This is a genomic window from Micromonospora sp. PLK6-60 (assembly GCF_019890675.1).
GTDB lineage: Bacteria > Actinomycetota > Actinomycetes > Mycobacteriales > Micromonosporaceae > Micromonospora.
Window position 1 is genome coordinate 45,232 of sequence record NZ_JAIOAA010000010.1, and the last position, 26,398, is coordinate 71,629.

A 26,398-nucleotide genomic window follows, 5' to 3' on the forward strand; every position below is an offset into this window, starting at 1 on the left:
CCGATGTCCCTCAAGCGCTTCTTCCTCGGCACCCACCGCATCAAGCCGCTGCACATCGAGCTGAACGAGTCCCCGGACCGGCTCGCCGCCGCCCTGCATGGCCTGGCGCACTTCGTCGACCACCGCCGCGACCTGCACGGGCAGCGCATCCACATCACCCTGACCGTGCGCGACCGCGGGGGCCGCCGATGATGCGCGCCGAGCCGGCTGCCCGGCTGCTGATCCTGCTCACCGTCGGCATCATGGCCGGCGCCGCCGCCTTCACCCACGTCCATGACCTGACCGTGGCGCACGGGCAGCCGGACTGGATCGGCTGGGCCAACGCGGTGGCCGTCGAGCTGATGGCGATCTACCTCGGGCTGGAGATCCGCGCCCGCCGCCGCGCCGGCCGCCCGGTCGGAATGGTCGGCGTGCTCCTGGTCGCCTTCGCCCTGCTGTCCCTCGCCGCCCAGGTCGCGGAAGCCGAACCGTCCGTGTGGGGCTGGATCGTCGCCGCCGTGCCGTCGCTGGCCTTCCTCGCCCTGGTCAAGGTCGTCCTGTCCAGCGCACCCGCCGTACCACCGGCGCCCGAGCCCGACCAGCCGCAAGCCGACTGGTACGACGAGCCGCAGCCTGTCGAACCCGTCCCGCCGGCTCCGGTGATGCCGCCGGCATCGGCCGCGGTGCTGCCTCCGCTCGGCGTCGTCCAGCCCACCCGGCCGCAGGTCGTGGGGATCATCCGATGACCGCGCCGACCCTGCCCGGCCTCGCGCCGGCCGCCCCGACCCCGGCTGCTGCTCCTCGGCCGGGGTCGCGGGCGGCCCGCATGGCGCTGCCCCGCTCGGTCGACGTGCTCAAACAGATCGCGATCGAGTACGGCGTCTGCGTCCGCCCCCTCGCGATGCGCCGCACCGACCTCGACACCGGCCTGACCGAGGTCATCGACCTGCCCTGCGGGGCGACCCGCGAGGACAAGTGCCCGCCCTGCGCCAAGAAGAACCGCCGGCTGCGGCAGGCCCAGATCCGCGAGGGCTGGCACCGCGACGACGAACCCCTACCCGGCCCCGAACCCGCGACCGAGGCACAGAAGTCCCTGATCCTGTTCCGGGCACACCTGGAGTTCTCCCGCGACGAGGCCGTCCGCGCCGCCCAGTGGGACCAGGTGACCGACCTCGACGAGGCGATCCGCGAGGTAGAAGAAGCCATCGCAGCGGAGGGCCTGCGCGGGCGCGTCGGCCCACCCCATGCGGGCGCCGACGAGGACCAGGACGACGAGCCCGGCCGCAGGCGCAAGCGCTCCACCCGGCGGCGCCAGGACGCCCCCGACCTGCCCCGCCGCAAGGTCGAGCGGCGCACCGTCGGCAAGACCTACACCGCCCGGGACGGCTCGACCTTCCGGCCGTCGATGTGGCTCACGCTCACCCTCGACTCCTACGGCCCGGTCCGCCCCGACGGCACCCCGGTCAACCCAGCTCGGTACGACTACCGCCGAGCAGCCTGGGACGCCGTGCATTTCCCCCGGCTGCTCGACCGGCTCTGGCAGAACCTGCGCCGCTGCGAGGGCTGGAACGTCCAGTACGCCGGCTGCGTCGAGCCGCAACGCCGCCTCGCCCCACACGCCCACTTCGCCATCCGGGGCACCATCCCACGGGACGTGCTCCGCACCGTGGCGGCGGCGACCTATCACCAGGTGTGGTGGCCGGCGGTCGACGTCCAGCGGTACACCCTCGACCGGCTCCCCGTCTGGGACGAGCAGGCGGCCGCGTGGGTCGACCCCGACACCCGGGAGCCGCTGGCCAGCTGGATGGAAGCCCTCGACGCCATCGACGACGACCCGGACGCCGAGCCGGTGCACGTCGTCCGCTTCGGCGCCCAGGTCGACGCCCGCGGCGTCATGCCCGGCACCGAGGACGCCGAGCGCACCATCCGGTACGTCACGAAGTACATCACCAAGCACACCGGCGACTGCCACAAGGCAACCACCGACCGGCAACGCGCCCACCTCGACCGGCTCTGGCAGGAACTCCGGGTCACCCCGTGCACCGACCGGTGCGCCAACTGGCTGCTCTACGGCGTCCAACCCAAGAAGGCACACGCCAAGCTCAAGCCCGGCCGCTGCAAGGGCAAGGTCCACCAACGCGACACCCTCGGCATCGGCGGCCGGCGCATCCTCATCTCCCGCGACTGGTCCGGCAAGACCCTCGCCGACCACAAGCACGACGTACGCGCCTGGGTCCGGGCACTGCTCGGCGTCACCACCGACAGCGCCACCGCCGGGCAGCTCGTCGACGACCAGGGCGACACCGCTGAGCGCGTCCGGCACGCCTGGGAACTCGCCCGGCCCGACGACCCGGACGTCGGACCGATGTCCCACCGGCTCATGCGCTCGATCAGCGAACGCGCCCGCTGGCGGACGGAACTCCTCGCCGCCAAGGACCGGGCCGCCCAGGGGTCGCCAGATCTTTCGGCAACTCAGCACGACGCGCAGGACATGGGGGAGGAGTCGCATTGAACGAGGAACTGCTGACCGTGCCGGAAGTGCTCGCCGAGCTGCGGGTATCGCGCTCGACCTGGTTCTACTGGCGGCAGACCGGCAAGGGGCCACGGGTGATCAAGCTCCCGAACGGGCAGCTGCGGGTCCGCCGGTCCGCGCTCGGGCGGTGGCTCGGTGAGCTGGAGCAGGACGCGGCATGAAGAAGAGCTACGAGGTCCAGATCTGGGAGATCGGCAAGCGCGCCGACCGGAAGGCTCGACCGTGGCGGGTCCGCTGGGCGGTGGCTGGCCAGCGCTTCGAGGAGATGTTCCGTACCAAGGCCCTGGCGCACTCGTTCCGCGCCGAGCTGGTTCAGGCGGCCAACGCCGGAGAGCCCTTCGACCCGGCCACCGGCCGCCCGGTCTCCGAGGCCAGAACCAAGAACCTCACGACCTGGTACGCGCACAGCCGCGCGTACGTCGAGATGAAGTGGCCCCGGGCGGCGGCCAAGACCCGGCGCTCTATCGTCGAGGCGCTGACGTCCATCACGGTGACCCTGACCCGGCCGACGAAGCGGGGCCGACCGGCCGACGCCCTGCTCCGTGAGGCGCTGTACCTCTACGGCCTCAACCCGCGCCGCTGGTCCGAGGAGATCCCCACCGAACACGCGGCGGCCCTCGCCTGGCTGGAATCCGCGTCCCTGCCGGTCGTCGAGCTGGACTCGCCCGCGATGGTCCGCCGGGTCCTCGACAGCCTCTGCGTACGCCTAGACGGCAAGCCCGCGGCTGCCTCCACCGTCCAGCGGAAGCGGGCCACCTTCTACAACGTGCTCGGGTACGCCGTCGAGCTGGAGCTGATCGCCTCCAACCCGGTCGACCGGGTGCAGTGGACCGCTCCCGAGGTCGCGCAGTCCATCGACCGGCGGGTAGTGGCGAACCCGGCCCAGGTCGCCGCGCTGCTGGAGGCGGTGAAATCTCTCGGCAAACGCGCCGACAAAGTCACGGCGTTCTTCGGCTGTCTCTACTACGCCGGCATGCGCCCGTCCGAAGCTGCCGATCTTCGACGGGAGGACTGCGACCTGCCCGGCCGGTGCGTCGACTGCGGCGCTGACTTCGACGACCTGGCGGCGGTCAGGCCATCCCGGTCCTGCGACCACGAGAAGATCGAATATTGCTGGGGCCGCTTGGTGCTCGCCGGCACCTCGCCGCGCGCCGGCTCCCACTGGACCGATGACGGCGGCTCCCACGAGCGGCGTGGCCTCAAGCACCGGGGGAGGGCTGAGACCCGTACGGTCCCGATCCCGCCCCGGCTTGTCGAGCTGCTGTGCGAGCACGTCGACCACCACGGGGTCGGTCCGGACGGTCGGTTCTTCCGGGGCCTGCACGGCGGGCCGCTCTCCGAGTCGGTCTACGACCGGTGGTGGAAGCTCGCCCGCGAAAAGGCGCTGACCGAATCACAGGTTGCCTCGCCGCTGATCCGCCGGCCGTACGACCTGCGGCACGCGGCGGCCTCGCTCTGGCTGAATGCCGGCGTCCCGCCGACCGAGGTCGCCCGGCGCCTGGGTCACGGTGTCGCCGTCCTCCTCCGCGTCTACGCCAACTGCATCGACGGCGGCGACGACACCATCAACGACAAGATCGGCAGGGTCCTCGGGTGATCCGTCCAGCTCAGGATCGGGACGCTAATACTCTTCCCTGGCCGGCTGTTGACAGCAGCTGAGTACGATGAAGCCCCGAACAAGGTCACGCGCAAGTTCCAGCGTCGTCCCGCCTGATCCGGGCCCTGGGTTTGCCGCACTTAATTGCTGTTCAGGTGCCTGGCAGTCCAACAGCACATGAGGCAGGTTGATGACTGCACCGGCTCTCCGGAGTATCCATCATGGCGATAGCCATAAGTTCGGCGCGTACTCCACCGTAGGGAGTATGTCAGCTAGCTTGCCTGCCGTGGGAGGCTTGACAGTGTGACAGAGATGGTATCAAGCCGCTGCGCACCTAATCGCGGGCGAAAGATCTCTAGAGAGACGGTGGTGCGGCTTATCGCCGCAGGGGCGGGGTACTGCTATAAGCCCGCGTGTCCAATCGGCTCTCTTTGGCACGAGTTGGAAGACGGCCGAGCCGTTAAGCTGGCTGAAGTGGCACATATCGTAGCGGCGGGTGAGGGTGGACCTCGCAGCGACGTTGAGGCTACCGAAGCGGAACTAACCTCTTTTCAGAACTTAATTCTGCTGTGTCCGAACTGCCACAGCATTGTTGACGCCGCGCCGAGTCTGTATCCGGTGAGCTTGCTCAAGGAATGGAAGGACTCGCATGAAGCGCGCGTACGGGAGATTCTTGGAATCCAGACTTATGGGACCCGTGCCGAACTCCGGCGGTCCCTCGACCCTTATCTATCGGAGAATCGGCAGATATGGGAAACCTATGGTCCTGATTCGGAGGCGGCCAATAGGACGCTATTCAGCGATGTGAGCGCAGCATGGCGGCGGGAAGTTGTTGCTCGGGTTCTGCCCAACAATGCCCGGATGCTCCGACTCCTCGAAGCCAACCAGGCGCTTCTAAACGAGCAGGAACGTCCGGTGGTGACCAGGCTACGAATGCACGTGAGAAGCATGGAGGACCGCCATCTTGGTGGGATCATCAATCCGGCAGCTCCCCGATTTCCCATAGAATTGAACAACCTGTTGCGGGATTAATGACACTTCATTGGAGGAATGAATGCCTGAGTCCGGATACTACGCGAAGCGGCCGCGCCCACAGCATCGAGATTACTTAAGGAGGTATCTCGAAGCGAGAGACGTAGTCGAGACTGTCGAGGAGTTGGACGACTTCCGGCTCGTTGTACGACGGCGAGGTATGTCCGGCGTCCGCGTCTACCTCACCAACTCGTATGAGATCGGCGTTGCCGATGTCGAAGAAATTCTCGCTGAGGCTCCTGAAACTACCTGCATCGTCTCTACCATGGACTACAATCACTACTCATCAGAGGCCAAAGCCCTGGCGACTGAGCGAGGCGTGGGCCTTTTCAAGGCAGTCGAGTTCCTTGGGGCGGTTTACTTTGATGGAGAAGCGTTTCTCGGGTATCTGTCTCCTGCTCAGCGTGAAGCGCTTCGCGGACGAAGTAGTTCCTAGCGGTTGGTCCATATATGTATTTGGTAGCGCAGCTCGATGTCCTGGGCGCCCCGTGACGTGTGCGGGACAAGGTTCTAGGTCAGATGTTGATTTGTTGGTGGTTTATCCCTCGGGAAAAACCTCGGAAGCGATAGAAGCGCGAAGGCGTCTCAGCGCTAGCATGCAAGTCATTGGTGAGACGGCCGACATAGTTCTTCTCAATGAGCGGGAAGAGGGGGAGAGTCGGTTTGTAGAGCTTGAGCAAGCGCGCGTCCTGAAGCCTTGTTTCATTGCCCCTGTGGAGTAAGAAGCAGGGCCCTGGTCCATCAACCCCGGTGCAGCTGGGGCCGATGAGGTAAGTGACAGAGCGTCGTCTGGAACCGTCATGCTGTTGGGGATCGTCGGGGGACCTGCAGGCTCCTTCGCTGAGCTGGTGTCGTGGGCGTGGGCAGATGGTGGGCGGTCGATCGCCAGCGGATGGATGCCCGAGGCGAAGCCGCAGCTCAGCCCGCCTGTAGCTGAGAAGGTCGCGGACGCCCTGTAAATCCGTCGCGAAAGCTTCAGAGGTTCGAATCCTCTACCCGCCACCAGGTGCGAGAACGGCCCCTGACCAGCAGGAATGCTGATCGGGGGCCGTTGCGTTTGTCCGGCAGGATCCGGCTCGTCGGCTATCCACGAGAAGTGGTAGCGAGAGCGCTTCCGGGCTACATCCGCACTTGACGACGGCCTGCGATCGTGCCGGCTGCAAGCGTGCTCACCATGACCGCCGTAAGTACAAGGATCGTGGTGGTGGAAACCCCCAGTTCCCACCCTGCCTCTCTGAAATAGAGCTGGTAGCTCGCCTGCGCCAAGGCTGGCGCCAGGAGAAGCACCGAGGCGACGATCGGCAGCCGTGCATCGATGGGTGCGCCGATGACGGCCAGGGCGGCGAACGCGTACAGGGACATCAGTGGCGCGTCGGACCAGCCGTTGATCGGGCTGGGCGTCAGCACCGCGACGGTCAGCGCCCCGAGGACTGGCCAGGCCCATGGCCTGGTCACCGGCGTTCGGGGTACGCGGACCAGCGGCAGCAGGGCGAGCGAGGCCAGCACCGCTGGCCAGAACCGGGGAACGATCGCGCCTTGGAGGCTGTACACCGACCAGAGCGATTGGTTCCACCAGTTGGCCGACCAGAGTTGCGCCGCCAGGGTCAGTGTCGTGGCGGCGAATGCCAGCCGGTAGCTACCCCACGCCGCAGCGAAAAGCGCGGTGGTCAGCAGTGCCGGAATGACGATGAACCACCATGCGTCGGGCCGGTATGGGCCATCCGACAGCATCGTCGCCAGGAACGAGATCGGTCCCCCGGCCCACAGCGTCACGCCGTAGACGAGCAGGGGCAGCGCGGACAGGCGCAGCGCGGAGTGTCCCAGCGCTGACCGCGAGCCGAGGCGGTCGACACCGGTGCGGGCGCGGAGCCCGCCGACCACGAGCGCCGCCGCTTCGCGAAGGTCGGGCCGCCGCCGCTGGTCGGCCGTGGCGAGCAGGGTTTCGAGCATCTCGTCGGCGCGGTATCGCCGGTAGGCGCGGGGGTAGGCCCGCAGCAGCCACCGGTAGCGGCGTTCCAGCTCGGTCATGCCGGCAGCACCCGACCCGGCGCCGGCGCCGCGCGGACGGAACGGTCCCGAACGACGCTCGCCGCCGCGGCCATCCGCTCCGCTTCCGCGCGCAGCGCGGACATGCCTCGCGGGGTCAGCTGGTAGGTGCGGCGGGCGCGGCCGTTGACCACTGCTTCCTCGGCGACACGCACCATCTCTTCCCGGGCGAGCCGGTCCAGGGCGGCGTAGAGGGTGCCCGTCGTGAGGCGCACCCGGCCGTCGGACAACTCCTGCGCCCGCTTGACGATCGCGTAGCCGTGCAGCGGTTCGTCCTGCAACGCGGCCAGGATGAAGTAGGTGGGTTCGCGCATCGACGCGAAGGATCCGGTCATGCCGTCGACATAAGCAGATGATCGACGTATAGGTCAAGACCTGGCAGGCGGCGCGCGGCCCCGCCGGCGCCACTGTCAGAAGCCGGGCAGCGACAATGGCCGATATCCGGGTACGGTCCTCCGGTGAATTCCGCTCCGCGGCGCGCCGCCACGGTCCGCCTGCTCGGCACCATGGCTCTGCTCGCCGGCTTCCTGGTCGCCATCATCACTCTGGGTAACGATGCCGGAGCGGTCGAGCCGTACGTGTTGGCGGCGTTGCTGGTGGTCGCCGGGGTCGGGTTCCGCATCGAGGCGGCGGTCAGCGAGTCCCGGACCGTCGGCCAACAGCCAGACCGCTGACGAGGCCGCCGCCCGGCCGAGGAGGGAGCGTCGCAAGTGGACCGGACCGGCGGGGCCGGCCGAGCGAGCAGGGGGCATTCGGGCGGGTTGCCGGTATTCCGCCGATAGTGCCTATGGTCTGTGTGATCACCAGACGAACCAGGTGTGACGGGAGTGGCCGGTACGGGTATCACCTCGCCAGCCAGCCGGTCGGGACGTTCGGTCGGACTTGCTGGTACCGAGGTGGAGCCGGGCCGGCGAGGACTTTGTTGCCCCTGCTGGTTATGGCACCATCGTGGAATCTCCACGCTTCGCACCCCTGTCGACAGGAGTACCAAGATGTCTGGTCACAAGTTTGGCCGGCTGCTGGGAAGGACGCTCGCACTCGTCGCAGCCGCCGCGTTGGGTCTCAGCGTCGCCGGGGTGCTCGGTGAAGGTGACTTCCAGGCCAACGGGGTCGACTGGGGCGCGCCGGCATCTCACACGTACGTCATCTCGCCTGCCGTCGACGCTCGGTGAGCGCTGCCGGGCGGCGGCGCCGCTGACGGGATGTCATGGTTGCCTCCAAGGCCAAGCAGCGTCTCTCGAATGAGCACGCCTGGCTGATCACCGGTCCGCTGGCCGGCTTCGCGCTGGTGAGCGCGATCTTCTTCGCCCTGGGCACCCGGACCGAATTCGCCGAGTGGCCGATCGCGCTGCTGTTGCTGGCCCTCACGGTGGTCACCGAAATCCCGGCGCTGAGCTTCGTCGTGCGCCGGCAGGCGGTCGTCGTCAGCCTGACCGAGATCCCGCTCGTCCTCGCGCTCTACTGGCTCTCGCCCCTGCTCGTCGTGCTGGTGATGACGGCGGCCACGGTGATCACCCAGCTCCAACGGCGGCACGGGCCGGCGAAGCTGTGGTTCAACGTGGCCAAGAGCGCCGCCGCCGCCTCGGTGGCGGTCCTGCTGGTCGTCGCCCTGCCAGCGGTCTCCGGGGTGGGCCCCGCGACCTGGGCCGTGACCTTCATAGCCGTCACCGCCTACAACGTGATGAGCCTGGTCGCCGTGGTGGGAGTGATCACCCTGCTGCAGGGCTGGCAGGGCGGCCGGGAGACCGCCCGGACGGCGGTGCAGGTGCTCCTCACCGCGGTGGTGAACGTGACCATCGGCCTGGTCATCCTCATCGCGCTGACCACCACACCCTGGTCGGTGGTCCTGCTGCTCGCGCTGACCGTCGCCGGGGTCCTGCTCTACCGCTCCTACTCCCAGTTCCTCCGCCAGCACCGCACCCTCGGCGACATGTACGAGCTGACCCGGGTGATGGGGGAGGGCGGCGACGAGGGGCAGCTGGCCGACATCCTGCTGGGCCGGATCCGCGCCCTGATGCAGGCGGAGTACGCGACGCTCTGGCTGCCCGCCCAGGGCCGGCACCCGGAGGTGCTGCTCACCGCCCGGCTCGACGACAAGGGCCTGCTCGACGTCGCGGTCACCCCCGCCAAGCTGCGCGAGCAGGTGCGGGAGCGGGGGCGGCTGCTCGCGGTGGGCCGGGCGTTCGGCGACGCCGCGGAGTCCCGCGGGGAGCTGGACCGGGGGCACGTCAAGGATCTGATCATCGTGCCGCTGCGCTCCGGGCCGGTGGTGATCGGCACGCTGGAGGTGGTCAACCGGCTCAGCGACGTCGGTCGGTTCACCCCGGCCGACCTGCCGGTCTTCGAGACGGTGGCGGCGCACGCGGCGGTGGCCCTGGAGAATTCCCGGCTGGTCGACCGGTTGCGCCACGACGCATACCACGACGCGCTCACCAAGTTGCCCAACCGGCGCCGGATCACCGGCGCGCTGGCGGAGGCGGTGAAGATCCGGGCGCCCGGTGAGGTGGTCGCGGTCCTGCTCTTCGACGTGGACGGGCTGCGGCAGGTAAACGAGTCGCTGGGGCACGCCGCCGGCGACAAGGTCCTCGCCGAGATGGGGGCGCGGCTGCGCGCCAGCGCGCCGTCCTCGGCCCTGGTGGGCCGCACCGGAGGCGACGAGTTCCTGGTCACCCTGCGGCTGGAGAGCGCCGAGGCGGCCCTGGAGCTGGCCGGGCAGCTACGTCGGCAGATCCGCGGCGAGCTGGCCTTCGACGCGATCACGCTCGACGTGGACACGGCGGTCGGGGTGGTCGTACACCCGGAGCACGGCAGCGATGCCGCGACCCTGCTGCAACGGGTCGACCTGGCCGCGAACGCGGCCAAGTCGGTGCCCGGCAGCGTCCAGCTGTTCAACCCGGCGCTGGAGTCGCGGTCGCTGCGCCGCCTCGGCCTCGCCGGCGACCTGCGTCGGGCGTTGGACGAGGGGGAGTTGGAGGTCTACTTCCAGCCCAAGGTAACGCTGCGGGACCGCCGGCTGGTCGGCGTCGAGTGCCTGGCCCGCTGGGAGCATCCGACCCACGGCGTGGTCGCGCCGGAGGACTTCGTCGCGGTGGCCGAGCACACCGGGCAGCTCGGCCGGCTCACCGAGGTGGTGCTCCGGGAGGGGCTGCGGCGCAGCCGGGACTGGGCGTCCGCCGAGCAGCCGCTCTCCGTCGCGGTCAACCTCTCCGCCCGTACGCTCACCGACCGGGACTTCCCGGACCGGGTCCGCGAGCTGCTCACCGAGTACGCGGTACCGCCCCAGCGGCTCACCTTCGAGATCCGGGAGGCCGGGGTGCTGGACGGCACGGACCGGCCGATCCCGACCCTGCGGCGGCTGCGTGACCTGGGCGTGCGTCTCTCGGTGGACGACTTCGGCACCGGTTCCTCCTCACTGGCCTACCTGCGCCGGCTGCCGGTGCACGAGGTGAAGGTCGACCGGTCGTTCGTGCAGGGGATGGCCACCGACCCGGGAGACCTGGCGATCGTCAACGCGGTGGTCACGCTTTCCCAGCAGTTCGGCCTGGCGGTGGTGGCCGAGGGGGTGGAGAGCGAGTTGACCCTGGAGTTGCTGCAGGACATCGGGTGCGAGATCGGGCAGGGCTTCCTGTTCAGCCGCCCGCTGCCGTACGAGCGGCTGGAGGCCTGGTTCGGCGCCCAGGTGGACCCGGAATCGGTCGCCCCTGGCGAGCTCCCGAGGCTGCGCGTGGTGCCCTGAGCTGCGGGTACGCGGTGTGGGGGGATCCGATTTCACCTGCCGAGGGGCGGTCGTGTACTGTTCTTCCTGCGCGACACCCCACGGGGTGATCAAGCAGGCCCCCTTAGCTCAGTCGGCAGAGCGTCTCCATGGTAAGGAGAAGGTCTACGGTTCGATTCCGTAAGGGGGCTCAAAGGGTCCGGCTGGACCCGCCACGGCGGTGTAGCTCAGATGGCAGAGCAAGCGGCTCATAATCGCTGTGTCGCCGGTTCAAGTCCGGCCACCGCTACTCTCGTCCTCCGGGCTAACTCCCGGTGGTCGGTGGGACGGGCGCCACAGGCGCCCACTTTGCATGTCTGCGACATCAGCGCGTAGGCTGATGCGCCGTAGTTGTTATCCGTTAGCGAGGAAGGCACTCCGCCGTGGCGAAGGCTACCGATGTCCGGCCGAAGATCACTTTGGCGTGTGTGGAGTGCAAGGAGCGCAACTACATCACGCGCAAGAACCGCCGTAACGACCCGGACCGCATCGAGCTGAAGAAGTTCTGCCCCCGGGACGGCAAGCACACCATCCACCGCGAGACCCGCTGATTCGCGGCCGGCGTCGCCGGCCCGGTCACCAGCAGCATCCGATCGCCGATCCGCGCGGCCGGCGGCCCACCCGGGCCGACCGCCCGTACGGATCGGCGATCTTTTCTGCGTGTAGGTTCGGCGGCATGTCCCTGGACCCGTCCTTCGTCGGCCGCAGCTATCCGCCGACCGCCCCCTACCAGGTGGGCCGAGAAAAGATCCGCGAGTTCGCCACCGCGATCGGCGCCACCGACGCCGCGCACCACGACCCGGCGGCCGCCCGCGCGCTCGGGCATCCGGACGTGGTCGCCCCGCCGACCTTCCCCCAGGTGCTCACCATGGCCGCGACCGCCCAGATCGTCGAGGACCCGGCGCTCGGCGTGGACTACCGCCGCGTCGTGCACGGCGACCAGCGCTTCGCGTACACCCGTCCGGTGGTGGCCGGCGACGAGCTGGTCTGCGTGAGCACCATCGACGAGGTCACCACCCGGGGCGGGCACGGCTTCCTGACCACCCGCACCGAGGTCGCCACGGTCGCCGGCGAACCGGTGGTCACCGTCTGGTCCAAGATCGTCGTACGCGGGGAGGCGTGAGCATGGAACTGCCCACCCAGACGTTCCGGGTGACCCGGGCGGACCTGGTCCGCTACGCGGGCGCCTCGGGCGACTTCAACCCCATCCACTGGAGCGACCGGGTCGCCACCGCGGTCGGCCTGCCCGGCGTCATCGCCCACGGCATGTTCACCATGGCCCTGGTGGGCCGCGCGGTCACCGGGTGGGCCGGCGCCCCCGACGCGGTGGTCGACTACAACGTGCGGTTCACCCGGCCGGTGGTGGTGCCGGACACCGACGAGGGCACCGAGATCACCGTCTCCGCGGTGGTCAAGGAGGTCACCGAGGACGGCCTGACCAGGCTCGACATCACCGCGACCTGCCAGGGGGAGAAGGTGCTGTCGCAGGCCCGGGCGACCGTCCGGGCGGCCCGCTGACAACCCTCGCGACGCGCGAGGGGTGGACCGGTTGGGAAAGTCGCACGTCTACCCGTACACTGGTCCGCCGTGGGGCAAGTGACCCCTGCGCGGTCGATCGTGGCCGGGTGGGTGTGAGTTGCCGCACAGGGGTGTAGCTCAATTGGCAGAGCAGCGGTCTCCAAAACCGCAGGCTGCAGGTTCAAGTCCTGTCACCCCTGCGCCTCAGGCCTGACCGTTCCCGTGGGTCGCGCCGCCGTCCTGGCGGCGCCCGGCCCGTGGTGGTGGCATCGGCGGGGTGGTATCCGAGGCGATTCGGGTCCGTCCTGGTCGATCCGCCGGCCGCGGCCCGTCGCGGGACGGTTGGTCCGGCCGGCGTGACCAAGCGCCGCGTACGCCGCACCGGCGTGCGACCCGAGATCCCGCTACGGAGGGCGAAGTGGCCGACAACAAGCGGCGCGGCGAGGACGCCGGCGACGAGCTGCGCGACGAGCGCGACGAGGTCGTCGACGACGTGGCCGACGACGAGGCCACTGGTGACGAGCCGGTCTCGCGGGGTGGCACGGCCACCCGGGAGCGCACCAAGGCCGAGTCGCCCGAGCGCAAGACCCGCAAGGACGGCGAGCGGATCGGGCTCTTCGCCCGCATCGCGCGGTTCTTCCGCGAGGTCGTGGCCGAGCTGCGTAAGGTCATCTGGCCGACCCGCAAGGAGCTGCTGACCTACACCGCCGTGGTGGTCACGTTCGTCGCGGTGGTGCTGACGATCGTGGGCCTCCTCGACTTCGCGTTCGCGAAGGGCGTGCTGTGGGTCTTCGGCAACCCCAGCTGACCGGCCGACTGTGCCGATAGTGACGGAAGTGAGCGAGCGTGCCTGAGTACGACGAGACCGCTGAGACCCCGGACGAGCAGTCCGCGGTGGCGACGGCGGCTGGTGACGAGTCGGTCGAGGCCGCCAGCGAGACCGAGTTCCCGGCCACCGAGCCGGTGGACGAGGAATTCGACCCGGTCGCCGAGCTGCGCCAGAAGCTGCGCTACGCGCCCGGCGACTGGTACGTGGTGCACTCGTACGCCGGCTACGAGAACAAGGTCAAGACCAACCTCGAGACCCGGATCACCTCCCTGGACATGGAGGACTTCATCTACCAGGTCGAGGTGCCGACCCGGGAAGAGGTCGAGGTCAAGAACGGCAAGCGCTCCCAGGTGCAGGCCAAGGTGTTCCCCGGCTACATCCTGGTCCGGATGGAGCTGACCGCGGAGTCCTACTCCTGCGTGCGGAACACCCCGGGCGTGACCGGGTTCGTCGGGGCCACCGACCGGGCCGACCGCCCGGCGCCGCTGAGCCTCGACGAGGTGCTGAAGTGGCTGGCCCCGGCGGTCGAGACCGAGCAGAAGAAGGCGAAGCCCGAGGTCAAGGTCCTCGACTTCGAGGTCGGCGACTCGGTCACCGTCACCGACGGCGCGTTCGCCTCGCTGCCGGCGACGATCAGCGAGATCAACGCCGACCAGCAGAAGCTGAAGGTGCTGGTGTCGATCTTCGGCCGGGAGACCCCGGTCGAGCTGAACTTCAACCAGGTCGCCAAGATCTGACGTATGTCCGCACCGGCGGGCGGCCTTCGCGGGCGGCCCGCCGGTGCGTCGTTGCACCGACTCGCCGACCTCTGCGAGAACTCGGTAGAGGTTTGCGCTACCCTTTAACGTCGGCCGTCCGCATCGCGCTGACCGTGCGCGCCCGCGGGCGGCGGAAAATCCCAGTTCCAAGCCCCAGGAAGAGACATGCCTCCGAAGAAGAAGCTCGTCAAGACGTTCACGCTTCAGCTGAAGGCGGGCCAGGCCACCCCGGCTCCGCCGGTCGGCCCGGCGCTCGGTCAGCACGGCGTCAACATCATGGAGTTCTGCAAGTCGTACAACGCGCAGACCGAGTCGCAGCGGGGCGACATCGTCCCCGCCGAGATCAGCGTGTACGAGGACCGGTCCTTCACCTTCGTCCTGAAGACGCCGCCGGCCGCCCGGCTGCTGCTGAAGGCCGCCGGGGTCGACAAGGGCTCCGGCGTGCCGCAGTCGAACAAGGTCGGCACCGTGTCGCAGGCCCAGGTGCGCGAGATCGCCGAGAAGAAGATGGTCGACCTCAACGCCAACGACATCGACCAGGCTGCGAAGATCATCGCCGGCACCGCCCGGTCGATGGGCATCGTCGTCGGCGACTGACGTCGCCCCGTTCGTTCCCGATCCGTTCGTGGGAGGGCACGCGATGACCGCGGCCCGCCAGCAACCACAGGAGTAACTGAGAAATGCAGCGCAGCAAGAGCTACCGCAAGGCCGCCGACGTCATCGACCGGTCCAAGCTCTACAGCCCCGCCGAGGCCGTCAAGCTGGCCAAGGAGACCACCAACGTCAAGTTCGACGCCACGGTCGAGGTCGCGATGCGCCTCGGCGTCGACCCCCGCAAGGCGGACCAGATGGTCCGCGGCACGGTCAACCTGCCGCACGGCACCGGTAAGACCGCCCGCGTGATCGTGTTCGCCGCCGGCGCGAAGGCCGAGGAGGCCGCCGCCGCCGGTGCCGACGAGGTGGGCACGGACGAGCTCGTCGCCCGGATCCAGGGTGGCTGGCTGGACTTCGACGCGGCGATCGCCACGCCGGACCAGATGGCCAAGATCGGCCGGATCGCGCGGATCCTGGGCCCGCGCGGCCTGATGCCGAACCCGAAGACCGGCACGGTGACCATGGACGTCACCAAGGCGGTCGCGGACATCAAGGGCGGCAAGATCACCTTCCGGGTGGACAAGCACTCCAACCTGCACCTGATCATCGGCAAGGCCTCGTTCTCGGAGACCCAGCTGGTGGAGAACTACGCCGCCGTGCTCGACGAGGTGCTCCGCGCCAAGCCGTCGGCGGCGAAGGGCAGCTACCTGAAGAAGGTCACCCTCACCACCACCATGGGCCCCGGCGTGCCGGTCGACCCGAAGGTGGTCAAGAACCTGACGGAGACTCCGGCCGACGCCTGAGCACCGCAGCTTCCCGAAGGGGCCCCGTCACGTCGTGGCGGGGCCCCTTCGCGTGCGGTGGTTGTGGCACGCTGGCCCGCATGCGGCTGGAGGGCGTCTGGGCGCGGTACCGGCGGCGCGGCCCGTGGGTGCTGCGCGCGGTCGAGGTCGCGCTCGCCCCGGGCGAGGCGGCCGTGGTGCTGGGCCGCAACGGGGCCGGCAAGTCCACCCTGCTCCAACTCGCCGCCGGGGTGCTACGCCCGGCCCGGGGCCGGGTGGCCGACCGGCCGGCCGCGGTGGGCTGGGTGCCGGAGCGGTTCCCCGCCGACCAGCCGTTCACCGTCACGGCCTACCTCACCTCGATGGCCCGGGTCGCCGGGCTCGGCGCCGGCGCCGCCGACCGGGCGGTGGCCCACTGGGCCGACCGGCTGGGCCTGGCCCGGTTCGGCCCGGTCCGGCTGGCCCAGCTCTCCAAGGGCACCGCGCAGAAGGTCGGGCTGGCCCAGGCCCTGCTCCGCCCGCCGGGCCTGCTGGTGCTCGACGAGCCCTGGGAGGGGCTGGACGCGGCCGCCCGCGAGCTGGTGCCCGAGCTGGTCGAGGAGGTGCGGGCCCGGGGTGGCTCGGTGCTGGTCAGCGACCACCGGGGCGAGACGGCCCGGCTCCCCGGCGCCCGGCTCTGGACGGTGGCCGACTCGACGGTGCGCGAGACCGCGCCGACCGCCGGCGCGGCCATGTCGGTGGTCGAGCTGCTGGTGCCGGCCGATCGGGTCACCGGCACCGTCGCCCGGTTGCGCGCCGAGGGCCACCAGATCCTCCGAGTACGCGCCGACAGCACCGACCCGCCCGACGTCAGCCGGCAGGGAGCCGACACCGGCCCGCCCCAAGCCGGCCGGCACGGTGACGGGTCGCCCGACGGCGGCTCGCCCGAGGTCAGCCGGCGGGGAGCCGGGGTGCCGAGCGCCGCCGGGGAGGCCGGGTGACCGCCCTGGTCCGGCAGCGGCTGGCCGGCTTCCTGCGTACCGGACGGGCGCTCGCGCCGGTCCTCGCCGGCCTGCTGGCCCTCGGCGTCCTCTACGGCGGCGGCCGGGCCCAGCCGGCGGAGGCGTACGGCGTCTCGGCGGTGGTGCTCTTCCCGGTGCTGGCCTGGCAGACCAAGATCCTGCTGGACGTGGAGCCCGACGTGCAGCGCCGGCTGGCCGGGGTGCTGGTCGGCGCCGGTCGGGAGCGGGCCGCCGGCCTGCTCGCGGCGGCGGTGGCGGCGCTGGGCACGGTGGCGGTGGCGCTGGTCTTCCCGTGGCTGGTCGGCGGCGTGACCGGGCCGGTGCACCCGGGTGACCGCACGCTGCTGGCCGGCCTGCTGCTCGGCGGCTGGGCGCACCTGCTCGCCGTGCCCCCGGCGGTGGCGCTCGGCGCGCTGGCCAGCCGGGCCTGCGCCGGTGCCGCCGGGTACGGCGTCGCGGTGCTCGCCCTGGGCGCGGTCGGCGGCCTGGTCCTCGGCCTGAGCGGGTCGGTCGCGCCGTGGCTGGCCCCGCCGCTGCTGCCGACCGCCCGCGCGCTGGGCGGCCCGCTGGCCGTCGGTCCCGGCCTGGGGCTGACCGGCTGGGCGCTGGCCTGGGCCGCCCTCGCGGTGGCGGGATACGCCTGGCGTCGCCGGTTCCGGGCCTGACCGCGCCGGGGGAGTGACCCGGAGCACCCCTACCCGGATTTGGTCGATACGGCAAGTGTCGCGTACGCTTCACCCCGAAGTTCCACCCAGAGACCGCTGGTCACCGTGCCCCGGCACGGTCGAAGGTCCCGCCACAACGGGCGACCCGCGCAGGGCGGCAAGCGAAACTCGGCTGTGTTCCTCGTGGTCCGCCGACTGCGACGGTTACCGGCCGGCCCTCGCCCCGTGCGCCCTGCGCCGGGGCTTTTCTCGTTGTCGGGTCGCCTCCGCCGCCGTCGCGAGCGCCGCTCGTCGACGGTGACCAGCCTCGAGCAACGAGAGAGGAGGGACATGGCGGACAAGCCGATCCGGTCCGACAAGGCCACGGCCGTCGCTGAGCTGACCGAGAGCTTCCGTAGCGCCGGTGCCACGGTGCTGACCGAGTACCGCGGTCTGACGGTTTCCCAGCTCACCCAGCTGCGACGCTCGCTCGGCAAGGAGACCAGCTACACGGTCGCCAAGAACACGCTGGCGAAGCGTGCGGCGACCGACGCGGGCATCTCCGGCCTCGACGAGCTGTTCACCGGTCCTACCGCGCTGACTTTCGTTTCGGGCGACGTCGTCGAGGCGGCGAAGGGGCTTCGCGACTTCGCGAAGGCCAACCCGAAGCTCGTCATCAAGGGCGGCGTCTTCGAGGGCAAGGCCATCACCGCGGCCGAGGTCACGAAGCTCGCCGACCTGGAGTCCCGCGAGGTGCTGCTGGCCAAGCTGGCCGGTGCCATGAAGGGCAACCTGAGCAAGGCCGCGGCCCTGTTCCAGGCTCCGCTCTCCAAGGCCGTCCGTACGGCGGCCGCCCTGGCGGACAAGAAGCGCGAGCAGGAGGGCGCCGAGGCGGCCTGAGGCCCCCCGGCGCACCAGATTCTTACCTAACAGTTTCAGGAAAGGACGCCAGACATGGCGAAGCTCAGCACCGACGAGCTGCTCGACGCGTTCAAGGAGATGACGCTGATCGAGCTCTCCGAGTTCGTGAAGCAGTTCGAGGAGACCTTCGAGGTCACCGCCGCCGCCCCGGTCGCCATGGCCGCGGGTGCCCCGGCCGCCGGCGGCGCTGCCGCCCCGGCCGAGGAGGAGAAGGACGAGTTCGACGTCATCCTCGAGGCTGACGGCGGCAAGAAGATCCAGGTCATCAAGGTCGTGCGCGAGCTGACCGGCCTGGGCCTCAAGGAGGCCAAGGACCTGGTCGAGGCCGCGCCGAAGGCCATCCTGGAGAAGGCCAACAAGGAGACCGCCGAGAAGGCCAAGGCCAAGCTCGAGGGCGAGGGCGCCAAGGTCACCATGAAGTGACCTTGCTTCCCCTGATGCGTGTCCGGCTCGCGTGAGCCGGGGCACACCATCTCCTGGCGGGCGGTGTTCCTCATTCGAGGATCACCGCCCGCTGTGGTTGTCGGTGTACGCCCCGCGACGGCGTGAGCAGGGCCGGTGGCGCCCGGATCGGGGGTTTCCGGCGCCCTGCCGCGGTAGCCCGCCGGAGGGAAAGAGCCCGACCGACCGGTACCGGCCCTTGACGCGGCACCACGCTGCCAGGCACGCTGACATCAGCAAGACCTTCCGCGCTTGCGACGGCCACCACTTGGGTAATGGCAGCGGCGGCACCACAACGCCGCCGACAAACCCGAGCGGCCCACGGGAACGTTGCGTTCCGAGCGGCCCGGGACACCCCGTTCAAGGGGCTCCCGAGGCAAGTTCCGCAACGGCCTGCGGGGTGGGCTGGACAGCGGTTAGCCTCTCGGCTACACTGCTAGTTTGCGCTGCCTTCCGACTTGACCCCTGCTCGGAAATGTCCGTTTACGGATAATTCTGGTGGGGTCATTGGAGTGCACGCGTACCAGCCGTTCTGCAGCACCGGTCCTCGGAAGGACGCATCTTGGCAGCTTCCCGCCCTGCGAAGACCAGTCGTACGTCGAGTGCTTTCGCTCCCCGCCGAGTTTCATTCGGTCGGATCACCGAACATCTCGAGGTCCCCAACCTCCTTGCCATCCAGAACGAGTCCTTCGACTGGCTCGTCGGCAACGAGGCTTGGCAGGGCCGGTCGGCGGACGACCCGCACGCACGATCGGGTCTCGCGGAGATCCTCGACGAGATCAGTCCCATTGAGGACTTCTCCGGCACCATGTCGCTGTCCTTCTCGGCTCCGCGCTTCGACGAGGTCAAGGCCTCGATCGAGGAGTGCAAGGAGAAGGACCTGACCTACTGCGCCCCGCTGTTCGTGACCGCGGAGTTCACCAACAACACCACCGGCGAGATCAAGAGCCAGACGGTGTTCATGGGTGACTTCCCGATGATGACGCCGAAGGGCACCTTCATCATCAACGGCACCGAGCGCGTCGTGGTCAGCCAGCTCGTCCGCTCGCCGGGCGTGTACTTCGACAAGCAGCCGGACAAGACCTCCGACCGCGACCTCTCCAGCGTCAAGGTCATCCCGAGCCGGGGTGCCTGGCTGGAGTTCGACATCGACAAGCGCGACACGGTCGGCGTCCGCATCGACCGCAAGCGCCGGCAGGCCGTCACGGTCCTGCTCAAGGCCATCGGATGGTCGGCCGAGCAGATCCGTGAGAAGTTCGGCTGGTCCGAGCTGATGATGACCACGCTCGAGAAGGACCACATCGCCAGCCAGGACGAGGCGCTGCTCGACATCTACCGCAAGCTCCGCCCTGGCGAGCCGCCGACCCGCGAGAACGCCCAGACCCTGCTCGACAACCTCTTCTTCAACCCGAAGCGGTACGACGTCGCCAAGGTCGGTCGTTACAAGTTCAACAAGAAGCTCGAAGTGGGTGTGCCGATCACCACCGGCACGCTGACCGAGGACGACATCGTCGCCACCGTGGAATACCTCTGCCGGCTGCACGCCGGTGAGGAGGGCTACGAGGCCGACGACATCGACCACTTCGGCAACCGGCGCCTGCGCACCGTGGGTGAGCTGATCCAGAACCAGGTTCGGGTCGGCCTCTCCCGCATGGAGCGGGTCGTCCGCGAGCGGATGACTACCCAGGACGTCGAGGCGATCACGCCGCAGACCCTGATCAACATCCGCCCCGTGGTGGCGGCGATCAAGGAGTTCTTCGGCACCTCGCAGCTGTCCCAGTTCATGGACCAGACCAACCCGCTGGCGGGCCTGACCCACCGGCGCCGGCTGAGCGCGCTCGGCCCGGGTGGTCTGTCCCGGGAGCGGGCCGGCTTCGAGGTCCGCGACGTGCACCCGTCCCACTACGGCCGGATGTGCCCGATCGAGACGCCGGAAGGCCCGAACATCGGCCTGATCGGCGCGCTGTCCACCTTCGCCCGGGTCAACCCGTTCGGCTTCATCGAGACGCCGTACCGGAAGGTCATCGACGGTCGGGTCACCGACCAGATCGACTACCTGACCGCGGACGAGGAGGACCGGTTCGTCAAGGCGCAGGCCAACGCCCCGCTGCGGGCGGACGGCACGTTCGCCGAGGACCGCGTCCTGGTCCGCCGTAAGGGCGGCGAGACCGAGGACGTCGCGCCGGGGGCCGTCGACTACATGGACGTGTCGCCGCGGCAGATGACCTCGGTCGCGACCGCGATGATCCCGTTCCTCGAGCACGACGACGCCAACCGGGCACTGATGGGCGCGAACATGCAGCGCCAGGCGGTGCCGCTGGTCAAGGCCGAGTCCCCGCTGGTCGGCACCGGGATGGAATACCGCGCGGCCGTGGACGCCGGTGACGTGGTCGTCGCCGAGGTCGGCGGTGTGGTCGAGGACCTCTGCGCGGACTACATCACGGTCCACCAGGACGACGGCCACCGCCGGACGTACCTGCTGCACAAGTTCCGCCGCTCCAACGCCGGCTCCTGCGTCAACCAGAAGCCGGTCGTCTTCGAGGGCGACCGCGTCGAGGCCGGTCAGGTCATCGCCGACGGTCCGTGCACCGACGAGGGCGAGATGGCGCTCGGGCGCAACCTGCTCGTGGCGTTCATGACCTGGGAGGGCCACAACTACGAGGACGCGATCATCCTGTCGCAGCGCCTCGTGCAGCAGGACGTGCTCACCTCGATCCACATCGAGGAGCACGAGGTCGACGCCCGGGACACCAAGCTCGGTCCGGAGGAGATCACCCGCGACATCCCGAACGTCAGCGAGGAGATGCTCGCCGACCTCGACGAGCGCGGCATCATCCGGATCGGCGCCGAGGTCGTCCCCGGCGACATCCTGGTCGGCAAGGTCACCCCGAAGGGTGAGACCGAGCTGACCCCGGAGGAGCGGCTGCTCCGCGCGATCTTCGGTGAGAAGGCGCGCGAGGTCCGGGACACCTCGCTGAAGGTGCCGCACGGTGAGACCGGCACGGTCATCGGCGTGCGTACCTTCTCCCGCGAGGACGGCGACGAGCTGCCCCCGGGCGTCAACGAGCTGGTCCGGGTCTACGTGGCCCAGAAGCGCAAGATCCAGGACGGTGACAAGCTCGCGGGCCGGCACGGCAACAAGGGCGTCATCTCCAAGATCCTGCCGGTCGAGGACATGCCGTTCCTGGAGGACGGCACCCCGGTCGACATCGTGCTGAACCCGCTCGGTGTGCCGTCCCGGATGAACATCGGCCAGGTCCTGGAGACCCACCTCGGGTGGGTGGCCAAGACCGGCTGGAGCGTGGACGGCGAGGACGAGGAGTGGAAGCGCCAGCTCCGCTCGATCGACGCGCACGAGTCCGAGCCGGACACCAACGTGGCCACCCCGGTCTTCGACGGTGCCCGCGAGGAGGAGATCTCCGGTCTGCTCGCGTCGACCCTGCCCAACCGGGACGGCAAGCAGCTGATCGGGCGCAGCGGCAAGGCGCAGCTGTTCGACGGTCGCTCCGGCGAGCCGCTGCCGGACCCGATCGCGGTCGGCTACGTCTACATCCTCAAGCTCAACCACCTGGTCGACGACAAGATCCACGCCCGGTCGACCGGCCCGTACTCGATGATCACGCAGCAGCCGCTGGGTGGTAAGGCGCAGTTCGGTGGCCAGCGCTTCGGTGAGATGGAGTGCTGGGCGATGCAGGCGTACGGCGCCGCCTACGCCCTGCAGGAGCTGCTGACGATCAAGTCCGACGACGTCCTCGGCCGGGTGAAGGTCTACGAGGCGATCGTCAAGGGCGAGAACATCCCCGAGCCGGGCATCCCGGAGTCGTTCAAGGTGCTGCTCAAGGAGCTGCAGTCGCTGTGCCTCAACGTCGAGGTGCTCTCCAGCGACGGCGTGGCCCTGGAGATGCGCGAGACCGACGACGAGGTGTTCCGGGCGGCGGAGGAGCTGGGCATCGACCTGTCCCGGCGCGAGCCGAGCTCGGTCGAAGAGGTCTGAGGTGAACGGTCGGGAGCCGGTTCGCCGGCTCCCGACCCCACCCACTAGCTAGCAGTACAGACGACGACATAGGGGACATAGTGCTCGACGTCAACTTCTTCGACGAGCTGCGCATCGGCCTCGCCACCGCTGACGACATCCGTCAGTGGTCCCACGGCGAGGTCAAGAAGCCCGAGACCATCAACTACCGCACCCTCAAGCCGGAGAAGGACGGGCTCTTCTGCGAGAAGATCTTCGGTCCGCAGCGGGACTGGGAGTGCTACTGCGGTAAGTACAAGCGGGTCCGCTTCAAGGGCATCATCTGCGAGCGCTGCGGCGTCGAGGTGACCCGCTCCAAGGTTCGCCGGGAGCGGATGGGTCACATCGAGCTGGCCGCTCCGGTGACCCACATCTGGTACTTCAAGGGCGTGCCGAGCCGGCTGGGCTACCTGCTGGACCTCGCCCCGAAGGACCTCGAAAAGATCATCTACTTCGCCTCGTACGTCGTGACGAGCGTGGACGCCGAGGCGCGTCACCGTGACCTCTCGACCATCGAGAACGAGATCCTCGCCGAGAAGCGGCAGTCCGAGAACAGCCGTGACTCGGAGATCGAGAAGCGGGCCGCCAAGCTCGAGGCCGACCTGGCCGAGCTGGAGGCCGAGGGTGCCAAGGCGGACGTCCGGCGCAAGGTCAAGGAGGGCGGAGAGCGCGAGATGCGCCAGATCCGCGACCGGGCCCAGCGCGAGATCGACCGCCTGGACGAGGTGCTGGACACCTTCCGCAAGCTGGAGCCGAAGCAGCTGGTCACCGACGAGCTGCTCTACCGCGAGCTGCGCGACCGGTTCGGTGAGTACTTCACCGGTTCCATGGGCGCCGAGGCCATCAAGGCCCTGGTGCAGAACATGGACCTCGACGCCGAGGCGGAGAGCCTGCGCGAGACCATCCGCAGCGGCAAGGGCCAGCGGAAGATTCGGGCGCTCAAGCGGCTGAAGGTCGTCGCGGCGTTCCTGAACACCCGCAACTCGCCGCTCGGCATGGTGCTGGACTGCGTCCCGGTCATCCCGCCGGACCTGCGCCCGATGGTGCAGCTCGACGGTGGCCGCTTCGCGACCTCCGACCTGAACGACCTGTACCGCCGGGTGATCAACCGGAACAACCGGCTCAAGCGGCTGATCGACCTCGGCGCGCCCGAGATCATCGTCAACAACGAGAAGCGGATGCTGCAGGAGGCCGTCGACGCGCTGTTCGACAACGGCCGCCGCGGCCGGCCGGTCACCGGCCCGGGTAACCGCCCGCTGAAGTCGCTGTCCGACATGCTCAAGGGCAAGCAGGGCCGGTTCCGGCAGAACCTGCTCGGCAAGCGCGTCGACTACTCCGGCCGTTCGGTCATCGTGGTCGGCCCGAAGCTGAAGCTGCACCAGTGCGGCCTGCCCAAGCAGATGGCGCTGGAGCTGTTCAAGCCGTTCGTGATGAAGCGGCTGGTCGACCTCAACCACGCACAGAACATCAAGTCCGCCAAGCGGATGGTCGAGCGGCAGCGGCCGGTCGTGTGGGACGTGCTGGAAGAGGTCATCGGCGAGCACCCGGTCCTGCTGAACCGGGCGCCGACCCTGCACCGGCTGGGCATCCAGGCCTTCGAGCCGCAGCTGGTCGAGGGCAAGGCGATCCAGATCCACCCGCTGGTCTGCACCGCGTTCAACGCCGACTTCGACGGTGACCAGATGGCGGTCCACGTGCCGCTGTCCGCCGAGGCCCAGGCCGAGGCGCGGATCCTGATGCTGTCGTCGAACAACATCCTCAAGCCGGCCGACGGCAAGCCGGTCACCATGCCCACCCAGGACATGGTCATCGGTCTCTACCACCTCACCCACGAGACGCCGGGTGGCAAGGGCGAGGGCCGGGCGTTCAGCTCGGACGCCGAGGCCCGGATGGCGTACGACAACGGCGAGCTGCACCTGCAGGCGCCGGTCCGGATCCGCCTGCGGGACGTCGTCGGGGTCGACAACGGCCGCGGCGCAGAGCCGTGGGTCGCGCCGGAGGGCTGGGTCGAGGGCGAGCCGGTGACGGTGGACACCACCCTGGGCCGGGTCCTGTTCAACGAGACGCTGCCCCCGGGCTACCGCTTCGTGAACTACGAGATCCGCAAGGGCCAGCTCTCCGCGATCGTCAACGACCTCGCCGAGCGCTTCCCGAAGGTGGCCCTGGCCGCCACCCTGGACGGGCTCAAGGAGGCCGGCTTCCACTGGGCGACCTGGTCCGGCGTCACCATCGGCATGGAGGACGTCATCGCGCCGCCGCGCAAGGCGGAGATCCTGGCTCGGTACGAGAAGGAAGCCGACCAGATCGACAAGCAGTACCAGCGCGGTCTGATGACCCCGGAGGAGCGGCGCGGCGAGCTCATCCAGATCTGGACCCGGGCGACCAACGAGGTCGCCAAGGAGATGGACACCGCGCTGCCGCAGGAGAACCCGCTGTGGAAGATGATCAACTCGGGTGCCCGCGGTAACCTGCTCCAGCTCCGGCAGATCGCGGCGATCCGTGGTCTGGTGGCCAACCCCAAGGGTGAGATCATCCCGCGGCCGATCAAGGCCTCGTACCGGGAGGGTCTGTCCGTGCTGGAGTACTTCATCTCCACGCACGGTGCCCGTAAGGGTCTCGCGGACACCGCCCTGCGTACCGCCGACTCGGGTTACCTGACCCGGCGTCTGGTGGACGTCTCGCAGGACGTCATCATCCGCGAGGAGGACTGCGGCACCGACCGGGCGATCCCGATGCAGATCGGCGAGCGCCTGGAGGGTGGCGCCCTGGTGGTGCACGAGCACGCCGAGACCAGCGTGCACGCCCGTACCCTGGCCGACGACATCAAGGGGCCGGACGGCACCGTCGTCGCCACCCGGGGCACCGACGTCAACTCGATCGTGGTCGACAAGATCGTCGCGGCCGGGGTCGAGACGATCCGGGTGCGCAGCGTGCTGACCTGCGAGTCGAAGCTGGGCGTCTGCGGCGCCTGCTACGGCCGCTCGCTGCCGACCGGCAAGACGGTGGACGTCGGCGAGGCGGTCGGCATCATCGCCGCCCAGTCCATCGGTGAGCCGGGTACGCAGCTGACGATGCGTACCTTCCACACCGGTGGTGTCGCGGGTGAGGACATCACCCAGGGTCTGCCCCGGGTCCAGGAGATCTTCGAGGCCCGGATCCCGAAGGGCAAGGCGCCCATCGCCGACACCCCGGGCCGGGTCCGGATCGAGGACGGCGAGCGGTCGCGGAAGATCATCGTGGTGCCGGACGACGGCAGCGACGAGATCGTCTACGACAAGATCTCCAAGCGGGTCCGGCTGCGGACCCACGAGGGCGATCACGTCGAGGTCGGCGAGAAGCTCACCGAGGGCACCATCGACCCGCACGAGCTGCTGCGCATCCTCGGCCCGCGCGCGGTCCAGGTCCACCTGACCCAGGAGGTCCAGGAGGTCTACCGCTCGCAGGGTGTGCTCATCCACGACAAGCACATCGAGATCATCATCCGCCAGATGCTCAAGCGGGTGACGGTCATCGACTCCGGCTCGACCGAGTTCCTGCCGGGCGTGCTGGTCGACCGGGCGCTGTTCGAGTCGGAGAACCGCCGGCTCGTCGGCGAGGGCGGCGAGCCCGCCGCCGGTCGTCCGGTGCTGATGGGTATCACCAAGGCCTCGCTGGCCACCGACTCCTGGCTGTCGGCGGCCTCCTTCCAGGAGACCACCCGGGTGCTGACGGACGCGGCGATCCACGCCCGCAGCGACTCGCTGATCGGCCTCAAGGAGAACGTGATCATCGGTAAGCTCATCCCGGCCGGTACCGGCATCAGCAAGTACCGCAACGTCCGGGTCGAGCCGACCGAGGAGGCGAAGGCCAAGGTCTACTCGATGACCGGCTACCCGGAGACCGACTACGGCTTCGGGCCGGCCAGCGGCCAGGCGGTGCCGCTGGACGACTTCGACTTCGGGTCGTACCGCTAAGCAG

25 protein-coding genes and 3 tRNA genes are annotated in these 26,398 nt (G+C 69.3%); 26 read left to right on the top strand and 2 right to left on the bottom strand.

Features of this window, described 5'->3' with window-relative positions:
* Positions 1 to 3: 3 nt before the first annotated feature.
* The 7 genes from K7640_RS19385 (at position 4) to K7640_RS19415 (ending at position 5,577) form a co-directional block, all read left to right on the top strand.
* Positions 4 to 192 carry a hypothetical protein gene (locus K7640_RS19385; protein ID WP_222956289.1) on the top strand — a complete coding sequence of 63 codons (189 nt, stop codon included), beginning with the start codon at positions 4 to 6 and terminating at the stop codon, positions 190 to 192.
* Positions 189 to 725, top strand: coding sequence for a DUF2637 domain-containing protein (locus K7640_RS19390; protein ID WP_222956290.1), 537 nt, complete (start codon positions 189 to 191; stop codon positions 723 to 725). The genes K7640_RS19385 and K7640_RS19390 overlap by 4 nt, the downstream gene beginning before the upstream one ends.
* Positions 722 to 2,491, top strand: coding sequence for a replication initiator (locus tag K7640_RS19395; RefSeq protein ID WP_222956291.1), 1,770 nt, complete (start codon positions 722 to 724; stop codon positions 2,489 to 2,491). The genes K7640_RS19390 and K7640_RS19395 overlap by 4 nt, the downstream gene beginning before the upstream one ends.
* A complete protein-coding gene (locus K7640_RS19400; protein ID WP_091594889.1) occupies positions 2,488 to 2,673 on the top strand; it encodes an AlpA family transcriptional regulator in 186 nt (61 codons plus the stop codon). Before K7640_RS19395 ends, K7640_RS19400 begins: the two co-directional genes overlap by 4 nt.
* Positions 2,670 to 4,109 carry a tyrosine-type recombinase/integrase gene (locus tag K7640_RS19405; RefSeq protein ID WP_222956292.1) on the top strand — a complete coding sequence of 480 codons (1,440 nt, stop codon included), beginning with the start codon at positions 2,670 to 2,672 and terminating at the stop codon, positions 4,107 to 4,109. The genes K7640_RS19400 and K7640_RS19405 overlap by 4 nt, the downstream gene beginning before the upstream one ends.
* Before the next feature lie 312 nt (positions 4,110 to 4,421).
* Entirely contained in the window at positions 4,422 to 5,141 is a 720-nt protein-coding gene (locus K7640_RS19410; RefSeq protein ID WP_374198107.1) for an HNH endonuclease, read from the top strand.
* 22 nt (positions 5,142 to 5,163) lie between these two features.
* Positions 5,164 to 5,577 carry a hypothetical protein gene (locus tag K7640_RS19415; protein WP_222956294.1) on the top strand — a complete coding sequence of 138 codons (414 nt, stop codon included), beginning with the start codon at positions 5,164 to 5,166 and terminating at the stop codon, positions 5,575 to 5,577.
* 683 nt (positions 5,578 to 6,260) lie between these two features.
* Here the strand turns inward: K7640_RS19415 and K7640_RS19420 are convergent.
* Both K7640_RS19420 and K7640_RS19425 read right to left on the bottom strand, forming a co-directional pair.
* Positions 6,261 to 7,169 carry a hypothetical protein gene (locus tag K7640_RS19420; RefSeq protein ID WP_222956295.1) on the bottom strand — a complete coding sequence of 303 codons (909 nt, stop codon included), beginning with the start codon at positions 7,167 to 7,169 and terminating at the stop codon, positions 6,261 to 6,263.
* Positions 7,166 to 7,522, bottom strand: coding sequence for a PadR family transcriptional regulator (locus K7640_RS19425; protein WP_255609491.1), 357 nt, complete (start codon positions 7,520 to 7,522; stop codon positions 7,166 to 7,168). Before K7640_RS19425 ends, K7640_RS19420 begins: the two co-directional genes overlap by 4 nt.
* A gap of 123 nt (positions 7,523 to 7,645) precedes the next feature.
* Here K7640_RS19425 and K7640_RS19430 point away from each other — a divergent pair, with 123 nt between their 5' ends.
* The 19 genes from K7640_RS19430 (at position 7,646) to K7640_RS19520 (ending at position 26,394) form a co-directional block, all read left to right on the top strand.
* Complete coding sequence (locus K7640_RS19430) at positions 7,646 to 7,861, top strand: hypothetical protein (RefSeq protein ID WP_222956425.1); 216 nt, start codon at positions 7,646 to 7,648, stop codon at positions 7,859 to 7,861.
* Positions 7,862 to 8,179: 318 nt separating this feature from the next.
* Positions 8,180 to 8,359 carry a hypothetical protein gene (locus tag K7640_RS19435; RefSeq protein WP_222956296.1) on the top strand — a complete coding sequence of 60 codons (180 nt, stop codon included), beginning with the start codon at positions 8,180 to 8,182 and terminating at the stop codon, positions 8,357 to 8,359.
* 35 nt (positions 8,360 to 8,394) lie between these two features.
* Complete coding sequence (locus K7640_RS19440) at positions 8,395 to 10,923, top strand: bifunctional diguanylate cyclase/phosphodiesterase (protein WP_222956297.1); 2,529 nt, start codon at positions 8,395 to 8,397, stop codon at positions 10,921 to 10,923.
* A 97-nt stretch (positions 10,924 to 11,020) separates the two neighbouring features.
* A tRNA-Thr gene (locus K7640_RS19445) sits at positions 11,021 to 11,093 on the top strand.
* 25 nt (positions 11,094 to 11,118) lie between these two features.
* Positions 11,119 to 11,191, top strand: a tRNA-Met gene (locus K7640_RS19450).
* Positions 11,192 to 11,324: 133 nt separating this feature from the next.
* Positions 11,325 to 11,492 carry a 50S ribosomal protein L33 gene (gene rpmG, locus K7640_RS19455; protein ID WP_067301359.1) on the top strand — a complete coding sequence of 56 codons (168 nt, stop codon included), beginning with the start codon at positions 11,325 to 11,327 and terminating at the stop codon, positions 11,490 to 11,492.
* Positions 11,493 to 11,617: 125 nt separating this feature from the next.
* Positions 11,618 to 12,064 (top strand): MaoC family dehydratase N-terminal domain-containing protein, encoded by a 447-nt coding sequence (locus K7640_RS19460; protein ID WP_222956298.1) that lies wholly within the window; start codon positions 11,618 to 11,620, stop codon positions 12,062 to 12,064.
* Between the two features lie 2 nt (positions 12,065 to 12,066).
* The gene (locus tag K7640_RS19465; protein ID WP_222956299.1) at positions 12,067 to 12,459 is read left to right on the top strand and encodes a MaoC family dehydratase; all 393 of its coding nucleotides are present in this window, start codon (positions 12,067 to 12,069) and stop codon (positions 12,457 to 12,459) included.
* A gap of 127 nt (positions 12,460 to 12,586) precedes the next feature.
* A tRNA-Trp gene (locus K7640_RS19470) sits at positions 12,587 to 12,659 on the top strand.
* 218 nt (positions 12,660 to 12,877) lie between these two features.
* Positions 12,878 to 13,267 (top strand): preprotein translocase subunit SecE, encoded by a 390-nt coding sequence (gene secE / locus K7640_RS19475; RefSeq protein WP_222956300.1) that lies wholly within the window; start codon positions 12,878 to 12,880, stop codon positions 13,265 to 13,267.
* A 38-nt stretch (positions 13,268 to 13,305) separates the two neighbouring features.
* Positions 13,306 to 14,025 (top strand): transcription termination/antitermination protein NusG, encoded by a 720-nt coding sequence (gene nusG, locus K7640_RS19480; protein ID WP_222956301.1) that lies wholly within the window; start codon positions 13,306 to 13,308, stop codon positions 14,023 to 14,025.
* A gap of 186 nt (positions 14,026 to 14,211) precedes the next feature.
* A complete protein-coding gene (gene rplK / locus K7640_RS19485) occupies positions 14,212 to 14,643 on the top strand; it encodes a 50S ribosomal protein L11 (RefSeq protein ID WP_222956302.1) in 432 nt (143 codons plus the stop codon).
* An 83-nt stretch (positions 14,644 to 14,726) separates the two neighbouring features.
* Positions 14,727 to 15,443 carry a 50S ribosomal protein L1 gene (gene rplA / locus K7640_RS19490; protein WP_222956303.1) on the top strand — a complete coding sequence of 239 codons (717 nt, stop codon included), beginning with the start codon at positions 14,727 to 14,729 and terminating at the stop codon, positions 15,441 to 15,443.
* A gap of 80 nt (positions 15,444 to 15,523) precedes the next feature.
* On the top strand, positions 15,524 to 16,402 hold the full coding sequence (locus tag K7640_RS19495) for an ATP-binding cassette domain-containing protein (protein WP_222956304.1): 879 nt from the start codon (positions 15,524 to 15,526) through the stop codon (positions 16,400 to 16,402).
* Positions 16,399 to 17,088: a hypothetical protein gene (locus K7640_RS19500; protein ID WP_222956305.1), complete on the top strand. Its 690-nt coding sequence runs from the start codon at positions 16,399 to 16,401 to the stop codon at positions 17,086 to 17,088. The genes K7640_RS19495 and K7640_RS19500 overlap by 4 nt, the downstream gene beginning before the upstream one ends.
* A 330-nt stretch (positions 17,089 to 17,418) precedes the next feature.
* Positions 17,419 to 17,967 carry a 50S ribosomal protein L10 gene (gene rplJ, locus K7640_RS19505; protein WP_222956306.1) on the top strand — a complete coding sequence of 183 codons (549 nt, stop codon included), beginning with the start codon at positions 17,419 to 17,421 and terminating at the stop codon, positions 17,965 to 17,967.
* A gap of 54 nt (positions 17,968 to 18,021) precedes the next feature.
* Positions 18,022 to 18,411 carry a 50S ribosomal protein L7/L12 gene (gene rplL, locus K7640_RS19510; protein ID WP_222956307.1) on the top strand — a complete coding sequence of 130 codons (390 nt, stop codon included), beginning with the start codon at positions 18,022 to 18,024 and terminating at the stop codon, positions 18,409 to 18,411.
* A gap of 580 nt (positions 18,412 to 18,991) precedes the next feature.
* A complete protein-coding gene (locus tag K7640_RS19515; RefSeq protein WP_222956308.1) occupies positions 18,992 to 22,423 on the top strand; it encodes a DNA-directed RNA polymerase subunit beta in 3,432 nt (1,143 codons plus the stop codon).
* 80 nt (positions 22,424 to 22,503) lie between these two features.
* Positions 22,504 to 26,394 carry a DNA-directed RNA polymerase subunit beta' gene (locus tag K7640_RS19520; protein ID WP_222956309.1) on the top strand — a complete coding sequence of 1,297 codons (3,891 nt, stop codon included), beginning with the start codon at positions 22,504 to 22,506 and terminating at the stop codon, positions 26,392 to 26,394.
* Positions 26,395 to 26,398: the final 4 nt, after the last annotated feature.